Origin of the sequence: Streptomyces sp. NPDC001508 (assembly GCF_040298665.1) — a bacterium.
Taxonomy (GTDB): domain Bacteria; phylum Actinomycetota; class Actinomycetes; order Streptomycetales; family Streptomycetaceae; genus Streptomyces.
Genome location: NZ_JBEPAP010000001.1, coordinates 205,945 through 220,297, shown reverse-complemented (window position 1 = coordinate 220,297; position 14,353 = coordinate 205,945). Strand labels below are relative to the sequence as shown.

At 70.0% G+C, this 14,353-nt stretch carries 14 protein-coding genes; 9 read left to right on the top strand and 5 right to left on the bottom strand.

The annotated features are described in order from the left end of the window. The 5 genes from ABT245_RS00895 to ABT245_RS00875 all read left to right on the top strand — a co-directional run bounded on the left by ABT245_RS00895 (position 1) and on the right by ABT245_RS00875 (position 3,903). On the top strand, positions 1-720 hold the full coding sequence (locus ABT245_RS00895; protein ID WP_351727348.1) for an ABC transporter ATP-binding protein: 720 nt from the start codon (positions 1-3) through the stop codon (positions 718-720). Continuing rightward, complete coding sequence (locus ABT245_RS00890) at positions 717-1,136, top strand: hypothetical protein (protein ID WP_351727347.1); 420 nt, start codon at positions 717-719, stop codon at positions 1,134-1,136. The genes ABT245_RS00895 and ABT245_RS00890 overlap by 4 nt, the downstream gene beginning before the upstream one ends. Further along, positions 1,102-1,419, top strand: coding sequence for a hypothetical protein (locus ABT245_RS00885; RefSeq protein ID WP_351727345.1), 318 nt, complete (start codon positions 1,102-1,104; stop codon positions 1,417-1,419). The genes ABT245_RS00890 and ABT245_RS00885 overlap by 35 nt, the downstream gene beginning before the upstream one ends. A gap of 29 nt (positions 1,420-1,448) precedes the next feature. After that, on the top strand, positions 1,449-2,750 hold the full coding sequence (locus ABT245_RS00880) for an amidohydrolase family protein (protein ID WP_351727344.1): 1,302 nt from the start codon (positions 1,449-1,451) through the stop codon (positions 2,748-2,750). Between the two features lie 559 nt (positions 2,751-3,309). Continuing rightward, the gene (locus tag ABT245_RS00875; protein ID WP_351727343.1) at positions 3,310-3,903 is read left to right on the top strand and encodes a TetR family transcriptional regulator; all 594 of its coding nucleotides are present in this window, start codon (positions 3,310-3,312) and stop codon (positions 3,901-3,903) included. 14 nt (positions 3,904-3,917) lie between these two features. Here ABT245_RS00875 and ABT245_RS00870 read toward each other — a convergent pair whose 3' ends face one another. Next, positions 3,918-4,940 (bottom strand): SMP-30/gluconolactonase/LRE family protein, encoded by a 1,023-nt coding sequence (locus ABT245_RS00870; RefSeq protein WP_351727761.1) that lies wholly within the window; start codon positions 4,938-4,940, stop codon positions 3,918-3,920. Positions 4,941-5,112: 172 nt separating this feature from the next. Between ABT245_RS00870 and ABT245_RS00865 the strand changes: the two genes are divergently transcribed. The 3 genes from ABT245_RS00865 to ABT245_RS00855 all read left to right on the top strand — a co-directional run bounded on the left by ABT245_RS00865 (position 5,113) and on the right by ABT245_RS00855 (position 9,623). Beyond that, a complete protein-coding gene (locus ABT245_RS00865; RefSeq protein WP_351727341.1) occupies positions 5,113-6,930 on the top strand; it encodes a flavin-containing monooxygenase in 1,818 nt (605 codons plus the stop codon). 1,057 nt (positions 6,931-7,987) lie between these two features. Then, positions 7,988-9,274, top strand: coding sequence for an aromatic ring-hydroxylating oxygenase subunit alpha (locus ABT245_RS00860; RefSeq protein ID WP_351727340.1), 1,287 nt, complete (start codon positions 7,988-7,990; stop codon positions 9,272-9,274). 19 nt (positions 9,275-9,293) lie between these two features. Continuing rightward, complete coding sequence (locus ABT245_RS00855) at positions 9,294-9,623, top strand: hypothetical protein (protein ID WP_351727338.1); 330 nt, start codon at positions 9,294-9,296, stop codon at positions 9,621-9,623. A 191-nt stretch (positions 9,624-9,814) separates the two neighbouring features. On the opposite strand, the gene ABT245_RS00850 is transcribed toward ABT245_RS00855, so the two are convergent. Then, positions 9,815-10,528 carry a TetR family transcriptional regulator gene (locus ABT245_RS00850; protein ID WP_351727337.1) on the bottom strand — a complete coding sequence of 238 codons (714 nt, stop codon included), beginning with the start codon at positions 10,526-10,528 and terminating at the stop codon, positions 9,815-9,817. A 102-nt stretch (positions 10,529-10,630) separates the two neighbouring features. Here ABT245_RS00850 and ABT245_RS00845 point away from each other — a divergent pair, with 102 nt between their 5' ends. Then, positions 10,631-11,113 carry an SRPBCC family protein gene (locus ABT245_RS00845; protein WP_351727335.1) on the top strand — a complete coding sequence of 161 codons (483 nt, stop codon included), beginning with the start codon at positions 10,631-10,633 and terminating at the stop codon, positions 11,111-11,113. A gap of 165 nt (positions 11,114-11,278) precedes the next feature. Here the strand turns inward: ABT245_RS00845 and ABT245_RS00840 are convergent, their stop codons facing one another. From ABT245_RS00840 to ABT245_RS00830, 3 genes are all read right to left on the bottom strand, one after another. Beyond that, positions 11,279-12,139: a fumarylacetoacetate hydrolase family protein gene (locus tag ABT245_RS00840; RefSeq protein ID WP_351727334.1), complete on the bottom strand. Its 861-nt coding sequence runs from the start codon at positions 12,137-12,139 to the stop codon at positions 11,279-11,281. A 145-nt stretch (positions 12,140-12,284) separates the two neighbouring features. Next, positions 12,285-13,112 (bottom strand): IclR family transcriptional regulator, encoded by an 828-nt coding sequence (locus ABT245_RS00835; RefSeq protein ID WP_351727333.1) that lies wholly within the window; start codon positions 13,110-13,112, stop codon positions 12,285-12,287. A gap of 254 nt (positions 13,113-13,366) precedes the next feature. Next, positions 13,367-14,263 (bottom strand): LysR family transcriptional regulator, encoded by an 897-nt coding sequence (locus ABT245_RS00830; protein ID WP_351727332.1) that lies wholly within the window; start codon positions 14,261-14,263, stop codon positions 13,367-13,369. Positions 14,264-14,353: the final 90 nt, after the last annotated feature.

Genomic DNA, 14,353 nt, shown 5'->3' with positions numbered 1-14,353 from the left:
ATGGGCGCCGGCGGAGAACCGCTCCTCGAACTGAGCGGTGTACGCGCCGCGTACGACGGCATCACCGTGCTGCACGGCGTGGACCTGGCCGTCGACGCCGGCCGGGTCGTGGCCCTGCTGGGCCCCAACGGCGCGGGCAAGACCACGACGTTGAAGGTCGCCGCCGGAGTCCACCCGCCCAGCGGCGGCCGGCTCCTCCTCGGCGGCCGGGACGTCGCCGGCGCCCGCGCCGGGGACCTCGCCCGCGCCGGGGTGTGCCTCATCCCCGAGGGACGGGGAGTCTTTCCCAACCTCTCGGTGCGGGACAACCTCTGGATGATGACCTTCACCGGTCGCACCCGGGCAGAGATCGAGGACACCGCCTACACCCGCTTCCCCGTTCTCGCCGACCGGCGCGCGCAGCCCGCCGGCACCCTCTCCGGCGGCGAGCAGCAGATGCTCGCCCTCGCCCGCGGACTCACCACCGAACCCGCCGTCCTGCTGCTCGACGAACTCTCCATGGGCCTGGCCCCGCTGGTCGTGGCGGACCTGTACGAGCGGGTCGCGGACATCGCCCGCGAGGGCGTCGCGGTCCTGGTCGTCGAGCAGTTCGCCACCGCCGTACTGAAGATCGCCGACCACGCCGCCGTCCTCGTCCGCGGTCGCGTCCCCTGGCAGGGACACCCCGACAGCTCTCTGCACGCCGAACTCTCCTCCTACTACCTGGGGAGCGCCCCATGACGTCCAGTCCCGCCCCGGAGCCACGCGCGAAGCGGTTCGCCCGCGAACTGGCCGAGCTGAAGATCCCGGATCCCGCGCTCGCGCGCGCCGCGCTGTGGCTCCGCATCGGCCAACTGCTGATGGCCGTAGGACTCGTGCTCGGCGCGATCGCCTTCCCCCTCGCGCACGGCACGGACGACTCGCTCGCCCAGGGCGACGCCCTCGCCGCCGGCCTGGGCGGCATCGCCGCCGCCGTGGTGGGGGCGGCCCTCTTCCTGCGCTACTCGCTCACCGGCTTCCTGCGCTTCTGGCTGGCCCGCCGCTCCTTCGACCTGGAACTGCTGGGGGAGCGGCTGACCACAACGCCCCCGACGACCCCGCTCACGGAAGGAGACCAGCACCATGGTGTCCCCCGCACCGACCCCGCGCCCCGGTGACCAGCTGGCCTCGGCCACCGACACGACACGCGTGATCGTCATCCGCGCCCCGCAGCAGGCGGCAGGACCGATCGAGTGCGGCGGCAGCCCGATGGTCCCCGCGGCCCAGGCCCCCGCCCCGGCCCCGGACGGCGACCCGTCGGGCACCCTCATCGGCAAACGGTACGTCGACGCCGCCGACACCATCGAACTCCTGTGCACCGCGTCCGGCTCCGGCCCTCTCGCCTACGCAGGCGAACCACTGACCGTCAAGGCGCCCAAGGCGCTGCCCGCCTCCGACTGATCCGAGTCCGAGCCCCGAGGAGGGCCCCCATGGACCGCGACGACATGATCCTGATCAGCGTCGACGACCACATCATCGAACCGCCCGACATCTTCGCGAACCATCTGCCGGCCCGCTACAAGAAGGACGCACCGCGACTGGTCCACCGTGAGGACGGCACCGACGTCTGGCAGTTCCGGGACAACTCGGTCGGCAATGTGGCGCTCAACGCGGTCGCCGGGCGCCCCAAGGAGGAGTACGGCATGGAGCCGCAGGGCCTGGACGAGATCAGGCCCGGCTGTTACGACGTCGACGAGCGCGTCGCCGACATGAACGCCGGCGGTGTCCTGGCGCAGATGAACTTCCCCTCCTTCCCCGGCTTCTCGGCCCGGATGTTCGCCACCGAGGACTCCGACTTCTCCCTCGCCCTGGTGCGTGCCTACAACGACTGGCACATCGACGAGTGGTGCGGCGCCCATCCCGGCCGTTTCATCCCGATGGCACTGCCCGCGATCTGGGACGCCGAGCTGTGTGCCCAGGAGATCCGGCGGGTCGCCGACAAGGGCTGCCACTCGCTCACCTTCCCGGAGAACCCGGTCCCGCTCGGCTACCCCAGCTTCCACACCGAGTACTGGGACCCGGTGTGGCGGGCGCTGACCGACTGCGGCACGGTGATGAACCTGCACATCGGCTCCTCCGGACGCCTCGCCATCACCGCCCCCGACGCCCCGCCGGACGTCATGATCACCCTCCAGCCGATCAACCTGGTCCAGGCCGCGGCCGACCTGATCTGGTCCCGTGTCCTCAAGGAGTACCCGACCGTCAAGATCGCGCTGTCCGAGGGCGGCACCGGCTGGATCCCGTACTTCCTCGACCGCATCGACCGCACCTTCGAGATGCACGCCACCTGGACCCTCCAGGACTTCGGCGGGAAGCCGCCGTCCGAGATCTTCCGCGAGCACTTCCTCACCTGCTTCATCTCCGACCCCATAGGGGTCAAGCTGCGCCACGACATCGGCGTCGACAACATCTGCTGGGAGGCGGACTACCCGCACAGCGACTCCATGTGGCCCGACGCACCGGAGGAACTGCATCGCGTCCTCACGACGAACGACGTGCCGGACGCCGAGATCGACCAGATGACCCATCTGAACGCGATGCGCTGGTACTCCTTCGACCCGTTCGCGCACATCCCGCGCGCGCGGGCCACGGTGGGCGCGCTGCGCAAGGCGGCCGAGGGCCACGACGTCTCGGTGAAGCCCCGCAGCAAGCAGGCGGCCGTCGCCCCGGCGGAGAAACTGGCCAACTACCGCAGAAAAGCGCAGGCGGCCCTCGCGGCGGCCCAGGACTGAGCCCGGCGCTGCTCCGGTTCCGGGGCCCCGGCGCGCCCCGGACCGGACGTGCCGGGGCCCCGGACCGGACGTGCGCGGGTGTGGTTCCCGCCGGTGCGAAGACGACGGAGCGCGGACCCGGTCAGGGCGTCTCACCGCGGCCAGTTCGGCGCCGGCCCGTAGCCCGCCCGTCGCCACGCCGGCACGCAGAAGGCCGACGACGGTCGCGTGCCGGTCCCCGGCGGGGTGCCGATACCGCGTCTCCGCGTCCTGCGCGCTCCGCGCCGCTGTCGTCGAAGCCGGCACGAGGGCGGCGTGGCGTGGCTCGAAGAGCGCCCGGCGGGAACTCGCCGGGGAACGGCGGCCGGCGCGTGCGGGTCATGGGCGAGGCTTCCAGAACCGGCAGACCGGGCACATCGCCGACGACCTCGCGGCTGCCGCCTTTCTCCTGCGTTCCGACGCCGCCTTCGTCACCGGCAGTGACCTGCCGGTCGACGGCGGGGTGAGCGCCGCGGTGCGCTCCGGCCGCCTCGGCGAGGTGGCCTGAACCATGCCTGCTCCGGGCCGATATCCTCCCGGTGTGACACGGCGTCCCCTCCCTGACGAGCGACGGCCCGCGAACGACGGGCCGAAGGCCGCCGCGCGCAACCGGGCCGCTCTCATCGCCGCCGCCCGGGAGATCTACGCGGAGCACGGGCTGGACACTCCGCTCTCCGCGATCGCGCGCCGGGCCCATGTCGGCCAGGGCGTGCTGTACCGGCACTTCCCCGACCGGGCCGCGCTGGCGCTCGCCGTACTGGAGGAGAACGTCGGGCAGATCGAGCAGGCGGCGGCAGCGGACGGCACGGACCTCGCCGGAGTCCTCGGTGTCCTGACCTGGCACCAGACGGAGTCGACGGCGTTCGTCGGCATCCTGCACGCCGACTGGACGGGCAGCCGCTCCGCCACCCCCGCCTACGCCCTGACCCTGTCCCAGCGGGTCGAGCGAGCCCTGCGCGGGCATCTGCCCCACGGGCATCGGCTCGCCGCGCAGCCCGACGACCTCATGATCGCCGTAGGCATGGTCTCAGGCGCCGTCACCGGCCCCACCCGTGAGCAGCGCGAACGCCGGGCACTCGCGGCGTGGCGGCTGCTCGGTGTCGAGGTGGGACCGGTGCGGCCCTTCGAGGGCTGAGCGGCGGCGGGGCGTCAGCCGCCGTTGGACTGGCGGATTCCCGCCGCGAGCGCGTCGAAGGAGTACAGATAGCCGCCGGCGGGCCCGCTGACGGTCATATAGGCCTTTGTGCCGCCCGGTGTGATGGCCACGTTGGTCGCCGAGGTGAGCCCTTCGGCGGCGCGGCCGGTCACCTCGACAGTCGCCAGGCGTTCACCGTTCTCGCCGTACACCGCCATCGCCGGCCGCCCGTCCAGGCCCTGGTAGAGGTTGCCGTCCGCGTCCACGGCGATCGAGTCGGTCTTCGCGATCCCGCCGTCGACCCGGATGGCGGTGTGCCGGGACGCGACCCGGCCCTCGCCGTCGAGCAGCAGGTAGGAGATGCGGTTCTGCGTCAGTTCGCTGAACCACAGCCCGCGGTAGTGCGCGTCGAAGGAGATGCCGTTCGGCGCGGCCAGGCCGTCCGCCAGTACGGTGGCGTCCTTCCCCGCGCGGTCGATCCGTACGACGCGGCCCTTCGCCTCGCCCTCGGACATGCCGCGTGAGTCGCTGACGTACAGATTGCCCTGCCGGTCGAAGGCGAGGTCGTCGGGGTTCATCCGCGCGCCGTCCACCTCACCGGAGAAGAAGGTCCGCGGGTCACTGCCGTCAGGGGCCAGACTCACGATGTCGCCGTGGGAGAAGTCGGTCAGGTAGATGCGCCCGTCGTACGGGCTGAACTTGGCCGAGGTGTAGGTGCCGCGGTCGTCGGTGTGGACCTTCCGCGAGGTCTTCTTCCGGACGTCCACGCGCAGCACCTTCGGTTCGCCGGCGGGCGCGGTGACATCGACGACGAGCAGCTTGCCGTCCTCGTCGAAGGTCGGACCCTCCAGCAGGGTCATCCCGGTCTGCTCGTGCACTTTTGTCAGCTGCATCACCTTCTGCGCCCGGACGGTCCGGTCCGCGGCGGCGCCGGGCGCCGTGTCCGCGGTGGGACCTGTCTGCGTACCGCACCCCGTGAGGGCCAGCACACCGGCCGCGGTGAGCCCGGCGAGGGGGCGGATCGTCAGTCGTCGCATGTCCATCACACTTCCTGTCGGAGCTGTGCGGAAGCAATCTCCACACCAACCGGACAGCGCTGTCCGGTACTTGTTACCGTAGTGCATGGCTGCTCAAGTCCTATGCCTTCGCGCTCACTTCATGGGCGAGAAGGCTTCATCGCGGCGAACCGGAAGGAACGAGGCCCCCCACATGGCGAATTCACGAGAGTTGACGACCGAGGCGCTCAGCGACCTGCGGGAGCGCTACCGGATCGAACGGGAACGCCGGGTACGGCCCGACGGCGCCCGGCAGTATCTGGGCGCCGACGCCGAGTTCGGTTACTACGCCACCGATCCGTACGCGGGGGAGGTGGCCGAACGCGAGCCGGTGCGCGACAGGGTGGACGTCGCCGTCGTCGGTGGCGGATTCGGCGGCATCCTCGCGGGGGCGCGGCTGCGCCGGCGGGGCGTCGAGCGCGTCCGCGTCATCGAGACGGGCGGGGACTTCGGCGGGACCTGGTACTGGAACCGGTATCCCGGCATCCACTGCGACGTCGAGTCGCATGTGTACCTGCCCCTGCTCGACGAGACCGGATACGTCCCGGAGTGGAAGTACGCGCCCGGTGAGGAGATCCGCCGGCACGCGGTGCGGATCGCGGAGAAGTTCGACCTCTACGCGGACGCCCTGTTCTCCACCTCCGTCACCTCCCTGACGTGGGACGACACCTCCGAGGCATGGATCGTCACGACCGACCGGGGCGACAAGTTCCGGGCCACGTACGTCATCACGGCCACCGGCACCCTGTCCGAGCTGAAGCTCCCCGGCATCCCCGGCATCGCGGACTTCAAGGGGCACACCTTCCACACGTCACGCTGGGACTACGGCTACACGGGCGGCACCCCGGACGGCGGCCTCACGGGCCTCGCCGACAAGCGCGTGGGCGTGGTCGGCACCGGCGCCACCGGCATCCAGGTCGTCCCGAAGCTGGCCGAGGACGCGGAACACCTCTACGTCTTCCAGCGCACCCCCTCCACCGTGGACGTGCGCGCCAACCGCCGTACCACCGCCCGGGACGTCGGCGCCGAGCGCCCGGGCTGGGCGAGCGAACGGCGCGACAACTTCCTGCGGATCGTCTCGGGCGAGACTGCCGACGTGGACCTTGTGGCGGACCAGTGGACCGCGTCGGCGGGCCTGCTGGAGAAGCTCCTGCCGAGCTTCCGCCGCCAGGGCGACCGAGCGGCCTTCGAAGCGGCCTACGAGGCCGCGGACGCCGCCAAGATGAACGAGATCCGCGCCCGCGTCGAAGAGGTCGTCACGGACCCGGAAACCGCGGAGAAGCTCAAACCCTGGTACCGGTACGCCTGCAAGCGCCCGACCTTCTCCGATCTGTACCTCCAGGCGTTCAACCGCGACAACGTCACCCTGGTCGACACCGCGGACAGCCACGGCATCGAGCGGATGACCGAACGCGGCGTCGTCGTCGGCGACACCGAGTACGCACTCGACTGCCTGATCTTCGCCACCGGCTTCTCCGTCGGCGTCTCCGGCGTCCACTCGGGCCGGCTGCCCGTCCGAGGCCGGCGGGGCGTCCAGTTGCAGGACGCGTGGCGGGAACAGGGCCCGCGTACGCTGCACGGTTTCACCAGCAACGGCTTCCCGAACCTCATCCAGCTGGGTGTCACACAGAGCGCCAGCAGTGTCAACTACACGCATGTGCTGGACGAGCACGCCGTCCACGCCGCGGCACTCGTCGCCGCCGCCGAGGCGGAGTCGGCCCTGATCGAACCCTCCCGCGAGGCCGAGGACGCGTGGATCGCCGTCCTGGCCGACGGCGCCCCCGACCACGAGTGGTTCCACGCCGAATGCACACCCGGCTACTACAACGCCGAAGGCCGCGGCCGGCCGAACGGCCCGAACGCCTACCCGCACGGCGCGGTCGCCTTCCATGACCTGCTGAGGCGATGGCGGGAGGAGTCCATGACCGAAGTACTCCGCCCGAGGACCGCCCTGCGCAAGCAGCAGATGTAGTAAGCCACACCTTCACGAGAGCGGGCCCCCGGTTCCCCGCGCCTGGTACCCGGCTCGCCGCATCCGGTCTCTGGCTGTCCGTGCCTGGTCTCTGGCTGTCTGGGTGCGGGTTCCGGTTGTCCGTGTGGGGGCTCGGGTTGTCTGGGTGCGGGTTCCGGTTGTCCGTGTGGGGGCTCGGGTTGTCTGGGTGCGGGTTCCGGTCCTTCGTGTGCGGTCCCTGGCTGTGCGTGTCCGGGCCCCGGTCCTTCGTGTGCGGTTCCGCTCTCCGTGTCTGGTTCCCGGTCCTCCGCGTCCGGTCCCGCTCTCCGTGCCTGGTCCCCGGCTCGCCGCGTGCGGGCTCCGGTCCTTCGCGTCCGGGCCCTGGCCGTCCGCGTTCGGGCGCCGGTCCTCCGTGCCTGCTCCCCGGTTCTCCGCGTCCGGTCCATGCATGGCCGCCACCTGGAGGGGCCGGGGGAGGCATTGCGGGCCTCCCAGCCGATCACCGGCCGTTCGAGGAAGCGTCTGCGCAGCAGCGGCGCGGTGTGCGCCCCCGGGTATCGCGCCGGATGGCGGCCTTCCACGTGTACGGCTGAACGGGCCTGCCCGCGCTCCCGCTGCGGCCGCACGGCCGAACTGCCCGACCCCGCTTTTCGGACATTCCGGCTGCCCGGGTCAACGAACTGCCCCGGACCCGGGCGGTGCCTCACACATGCCCTCCTGCGCTGCGGCCCCGCCCCGGCGGCGCGAAACCGGGCGCCCACGGCAGCGCCGGTGAACGCCCCGGCCGTGCGTCGGCTGGTAGCCGGTCGGCTCGCGCCAGGAGCGGGCCTCCTCCTCCGAGGCGAACTCGCGATGACGGTGCGATCGCCGTCCCACTCACCCTCCAGGGCCCCAGGCCGAGGATCGACACCCGGACGCGGGCGCCGCGGTCCGGCCGCCCCGTGTGCCCGCTCGCGGAGCCCGATGCCCGTCGTCCGCCAGCACCCTTGACGGTTGCGCAAAAACGAGAATACCGTTCTCTTCGATAGAGACCGGTGTTATCGAACGAGTGGTGTCGTCAACTGGAGGACCCGACCCCATGGCCCATTTCAAGAAGCCCGAAGAGGGCAGCTGGACCGAGCACCTCAAGGTCGGCACGGAGCCGGTCTCCTACGCGGACTCCATCTCGCCCGAGCACTACGAGCTGGAGCGTGAGGCCATCTTCAAGCGCACCTGGCTCAACGTCGGCCGCGTCGAGCAGGTGCCGAGGAAGGGCAGCTACTTCACCAAGGAGCTGGACGCCGCACGCACCTCCGTCATCGTGGTGCGCGGCACCGACGGTGAGGTGCGCGCCTTCCACAACGTGTGCCGACACCGCGGCAACAAGCTCGTGTGGAACGACTTCCCGCGCGAGGAGACCAGCGGTGTCTGCCGCCAGTTCACCTGCAAATACCACGCCTGGCGCTACAACCTGGACGGCAAGCTCTCCTTCGTCCAGCAGGAGGGCGAGTTCTTCGACCTCGACAAGTCGGAGTACGGGCTCAGGCAGGTCCGGGCCGAGGTCTGGGAGGGGTTCATCTTCGTGAACCTCGACACCGAGAACGCCACGCCGCTGCGGGAGTACCTGGGCGAACTGGCCAAGGGCATCGAGGGCTATCCGTTCCACAAGCTGACCCAGGTCCACAAGTTCCGCGCGGAGATCGGCAGCAACTGGAAGCTGTTCATCGACGCGTTCGCCGAGTTCTACCACGCGCCGATCCTGCACTCCGGCCAGTACATGCCCGAGCAGGCCCGCCGGATCGCCAGGTACGGGTACGAGGCGCTGCACTACGACATCGACGGCCCGCACAGCATGGTCTCGTCCTGGGGCGGCATCGCCCCGCCGCACGACCGCGAGATGGTCAAGCCCATCGAGGCGGCGCTGCGCAGCGGCCTGTTCGGACCGTGGGACGCGCCGGACATCGGCATGACCACCAAGGAGCTTCCGCCGGCCGTCAACCCGACCCGGGACCCGCGCTGGGGCATGGACTCCTTCGTCTTCTTCCCCAACTTCATGCTGCTCATCTGGCGGCCGAACTGGGTGCTCACCTACCACTACTGGCCGACCTCGTACCACACGCACATCTTCGAGGGGACGTGCTACTTCGTTCCGCCGAAGAACGCCTTCGAACGGCTCCAACAGGAGTTGGCCGCCGTCTCGTTCAAGGAATACGGCCTCCAGGACGGAACCACCCTTGAGGCGACCCAGACGATGCTGGAGTCGGGCACGGTCGACCGGTTCCCCCTCAACGACCAGGAGGTGCTGCTGCGTCACCTGCACCGCTCCGCCGAGGAGTACGTCCGTGCATACCAGCGGCGCGCGTCCGGCGCCCCGGCAGCGTCCTGACCCGGAGGAGGAACCCATCATGGCCAGCGCATTCCCCGAGGGCTTCGAAGCCCTGGACCCGTTCGTCGACTGGGCGATCCCCACGGAGAAGGCCCGCTACGCCAAGCGGATCGGCAGCACGATGGACGAGCTGGACGCGTTCTACGACATTGCCTTCCCCCTGCTGAAGTCCGGCACGGCCCATCTGCAGAACGTCTCCATGGAGGACATCTCCGAACCGGACAAGCGCCTGCTGTGGCTGTTCTGCTCGCTGGTGACCGTCGCCTTCTCCGTGGAGGCATGGCGCCAGCCCAGGGTGCCCGATTCCGGAGCCTCCAGCATCGACGCGATCCTCGAACCGGCCGTCTGACCGGCCACCACGGCCCGAACCGGCACCCGACCCACCGAACCCGCCCGACCGAGGCGCGATGGTGCCACCAGGCGAATACGGCGCCCGGAATACGGGCGGTGGCGCGTTCCTTGGCCTCGGTGAACCGGCTGTTCCGTCACCGGAGTTCGGTGACATGACCCCGGTCGGCAGCGCGGGCGGGAGGAACTGCGTCACCACCTGTGCCGGGCGGGGGCGAGTGCGTCCAGTCCGCTGCCGATGAGTCGGGCCGCGCGTCGGACGTCGGCGCTGACCGCTTTGTGCAGTTCCTCGGGGGTCCGGGCGCGGTCGAGGTGCCGGCGCAGGGCCTGGAACTGGATGGGCCACAGCCCCAGCAGGGCGGTCGCGGCGATCTGCGGTTCGGGGTCGTCCGGGCTGGACTCGGTGCGCCGGGCCAAGGCCTCGGCGGCCACGGCGACCTGTTGTTCGGCCATGTCGCGCTGGTAGGCCCGCAGGGACGGAGTGGATCTGATCAGCATGCCGAAGCGCATCAGCATGCCCTTGGCCTGGGCCGGGTCGTCCTGAGCGCTCAGCCACGACGTGATGCCGTCCAGTTCGCCGGACAGGATCCTCAACACCGCTTCGACCGGCGACAGGCCGGGATCGGCCAGAGCCGTCCGCAGGGACTGCAACGTGGCCTCGCCCAGGTCGAGGACGAGAGATTCCTTGGTCGGGAAGTAGTTGAACACCGTCTTCTCCGACACCCCGCACGCCTCTGCGATCTCGGCGACCCGCACGGCGTCGAAGCCCCGTTCCATGAACATCTCAGTGGCCGTGTCGGACAGCCGCCGTCGCAGAATGCGCTTCTTACGAGCCCGCAACCCCTCGGCGGCGGGTTCCTCGTCGTCGCGGCGCAGCGCCGTCCAGTCCACAGTTCGCATGCTCATCCCTTGAGCGTAGTCCGGCTCCGATATGTTTTCTGTTACTGTAAATTTTCAGTGGCTGTACTTAATCGCCGAGCTTGACGTCCGCAACCCGAGGAGCCCTCGATGAGCGCCATCCATATCGTCCGTGACTACCCGCACCCGCCGCAGAAGGTCTGGCGTGCGGTCACCGATCCTGAGCTGATCCCCCTGTGGACGGCCACGGGTGCCGGCGCACGGCCGGAGGGCTTCGCGACCACGGTCGGAACCACGTTCAAGTTCTTCGCGAAACCGAAGCCTGGCTGGAGCGGCGTCGTGGTGTGCGAGGTGCTGGAGGTATGTGAGCCTTCACTGCTGCGTTACTCGTGGCAGGACGAAGGCGGAGGCGAGGTGACCGAGGTCGCCTACCGGCTCCAACCGCACGGCAGCGGAACGCGTTTCACCTACGACCACACCGGCTTCACCGGGGCCGGCGGCTTCGTCATGGCCAAGGTCCTCGGTACCGTCCGCACCAAGATGCTCACCAAGGGCCTTCCCGCGGTGCTGAACGACATCGACGACCATGGCAACCTGCGTCCGGCAAGTGCCCTGCGCCCCAAGCGGCTCTGACAAGGCCGGAGCGAGATCCCGTGAGAACAGCGGACGCTCCCGGACCTCACCGTCGGCCGACGCCGACACCACGGCCGGGGGCCACGAGACATCACCCGTGCCCCCGCCGACCAGTGGTCTCGGGCCGACGGCCTTGTCGGCACGGACGCGCGCAGGGTGCGTCGTTCACCGCGGTCCGAGCACATGCTGCCGCTGGCTGCCCAGCTGCTGAATACCCAGTTCCATGATGTCGCCCGGCTGCAGCCACACCGGCGGGTCGAAGCCCATGCCGACGCCGGGCGGGGTCCCGGTGTTGATCAGGTCGCCCGGTTCGAGCACGAGGAACTGACTGAGGTGGTGCACGATGAAGTACGGATCGAAGACCATCGTCTTGGTACTGCCGCTCTGACGACGCACGCCGTTGACGTCCAGCCACATGTCCAGGGCGAGCACGTCGTCGATCTCGTCGGCGGTGGCGAGCCAGGGCCCTGCGGGGTTGAAGGTCTCGGCGGACTTGCCCTTGGTCCACTGCCCGCCGCGCTCCATCTGGAAGGCCCGCTCGCTGACGTCGTTGACGACCAGATAGCCGGCGATGGCGTCACGGGCCTCGTCCACCGAGTCCAGATAGCTGGTGCGCCTGCCGATGACGATGCCCAACTCCACTTCCCAGTCCGGCTTGGTGGAGCCGCGGGGAATGCGTACGTCGTCGTTCGGGCCGATCAGGGTGTTGGGCGACTTGGTGAACAGGATCGGCTCGTCGGGCACGGCCTGTCCGGTCTCGGCCGCGTGGTCACGGTAGTTCAGGCCGATGCAGAGGATCTGGTGCGGCCGGGCGATCGGTGCGCCGATCCGCTCCCCGGCGAACCGGGACACCTGACCGGCGGCGGCGCGCTCGGCCACGAAGGGACGGAGGCGGTCGATGCCGCCGGACCCGAAGAAGGCTTCGTCGAAGTCGGTGACGACATCGGACAGGTCGACGTAGATGTCGGCGTCGATACGGGCAACGGGCTTCTCGGCGCCGGGGGCGCCGATGCGCATGAGATACATGGACGTTTCTCCGGGATGGTAGCGGCGGGTCAGGTCGGACAGGGTGTGAGGGCGGCCGGACTGGACCGGCACAGGGAGCGACAGAACGGCCGGGCACGTCGACGTGGGTGCCGGAACGTGTCCGCTGTGGCGGGGTACGCGAAGGTCACAGGCGAGCCGTTCCCAGGACGCCGAGCAGACTTCTGATCTCCTCGACGGCGTCCGTCAGGGTGCTCAGCGGGGTGCGGTAGGCCACGGCGCTCACACTGATCGCACCCGTGGGAGCGGTCGGCGCGGCCGTGTAGAGGGGCAACGCGAGGCAGTTGACGCCCGTTTCGTTCTCCTGGTCGTCGACGCAGTACCCGCGTTCCCGTGCGAGTTCGAGTTCCGGGTGCAGGTCTTCGGCCGTACACCGGGTCCGTGCCGTCCGGCGCGGGAGCGGGCCGGCACCGACCCAGTCCCGGACCGTCTCCAAGGTGGGCAGCCGGTGTGCGAGCAGCAGCTTGCCGACGGCGGTGGAGTGTGCCGGGTTGCGTCCGCCCACCGTGGAGGTGAGCCGCACCGCGCCGCTGGACGGGTCCACCTTGGCCCGGTAGACCACCTCGCGGCCGTCGAGCACGGCGTAGTGCGCGGTTTCGCCGAACCGGGTGGCCAGAGCCTCCAGCAGCGGTCTGATCCGTATGTGTTCCGGGCGGGCCTCATGGTGGGCGAACGCCATACGAAGGAACTCGTCGCCAAGCAGATAGCGGCCGCGGCCGTCCTGGTCGGCGAGACCGGCACGGCGCAGGGAGCCCAGCGCCCGGTGCACCGTCGGCTTCGGCGCCCCGATCGCCCGAGTCATCTCCTCCAGCCCCACGCCCTCTGGGTATCGGGCGAGTTCCTTGAGCACGGCCAGCACCCGGTCGGATCCCACCAGACGACTGGTGTCGCCGGGGTCGGCGTTCTTCTCGTCCGCGGGGTCCGTCGAGCCGTCGAACGTCTGCGTATGCTCCATCGTGTTCCAAACTGTAGACCGTCGTACCGATTGCTGAAAAGAGCCGTGTGTGAAGCTCCGCTGCGCACAGTGGTACGCGGGTCAGGACCGCAACGCCTCCATCCACCGGGCCCGTGATCTCCCGGGGGAGACCCAGAGGACATGGGTCGACCTCGTGTGCGGCGCCGGCGGCATCCTCAAGGCCGAGCGCGGCACCGGACGGATCACGGCACCCTCATGTCCGCCGCCAGTACGGCGACGAACCGGGTCGGCTTCTACTGACGCGGCCTCAGAAAGTCCGTGAACGCCTGCCTGCTGTGCACTAGCAACTCGCGCACCGATGGGTTGTGCTCGCTCTTCCAGACCAGGGCGAGCAATGCCGGTGCCTCGATATCGACGATGGTGCGGGCGGTGAGCCGGTCGCGGTAGCTCTCGCCCATCGAGTTGCTGAGGACGGCGACGCCGAGCCCGCGGGCGGCGAGGCCGGCAATCGCATCCGCGGCGCTGGCTTGCAGCGCGATCGCGGGTTGGATGCCCTGTGCGGCACAAGCCTGGTCGAAGACCGCGCGCAGACCGGTGCCGGGTGGCATGCATACGATCGGGTGGGCGACCAGGTCGCGCAGGGTGACTCGCCGCCGTTTCGCCAAGGGGTGCCCGGCCGGGACTGCCGCGACGAGCCGTTCGCTGATGATGGTCAGCGCCTCCAGCCCCTCGGGGGAGGCGGTTGCGGTGCCGATGAGTGCCAAGTCGACGGCGCCGGTACGCACCCCTTCGAGGAGCCGGTCGGAGCTGTCCTCCAGCAGCGAGATCTCCACACCGGGATGTGCCTCGTGGAATGCGGCGAGGGCGTCGAACAGCGGGGTGAGGGTGCAGCCGACGACCATACCGACGGTGAGCCGCCCGCGGATCAGGTCGGTCACCTCGCCCACCGCCTGGCCGACCGCCCCGGCCGCGGCGAGTGCCGCACGGGCGTGTTCCAGCGCGGCCATCCCCGCGACGGTGAGGGTGACGGTGCGGGCGGACCGGTCGAACAACTCGGCACCGACTTCCCGTTCGAGCTGGCGGATCTGGGCGCTGACGCCGGACTGGCTGATGTGCACCCGCTCGGCCGCGCGGGTGAAGTTCCGCTCTTCGGCGACTGCGACGAAGTATTCCAGCTGCCTTAACTCCATGACTGGGAATTCTAGCCAGTAGAAAATCCATCTGTTGGACTTCTGGCCGGAGGGTGGCCACGCTGAGGAAGCGACAGAGCCTGACACCAG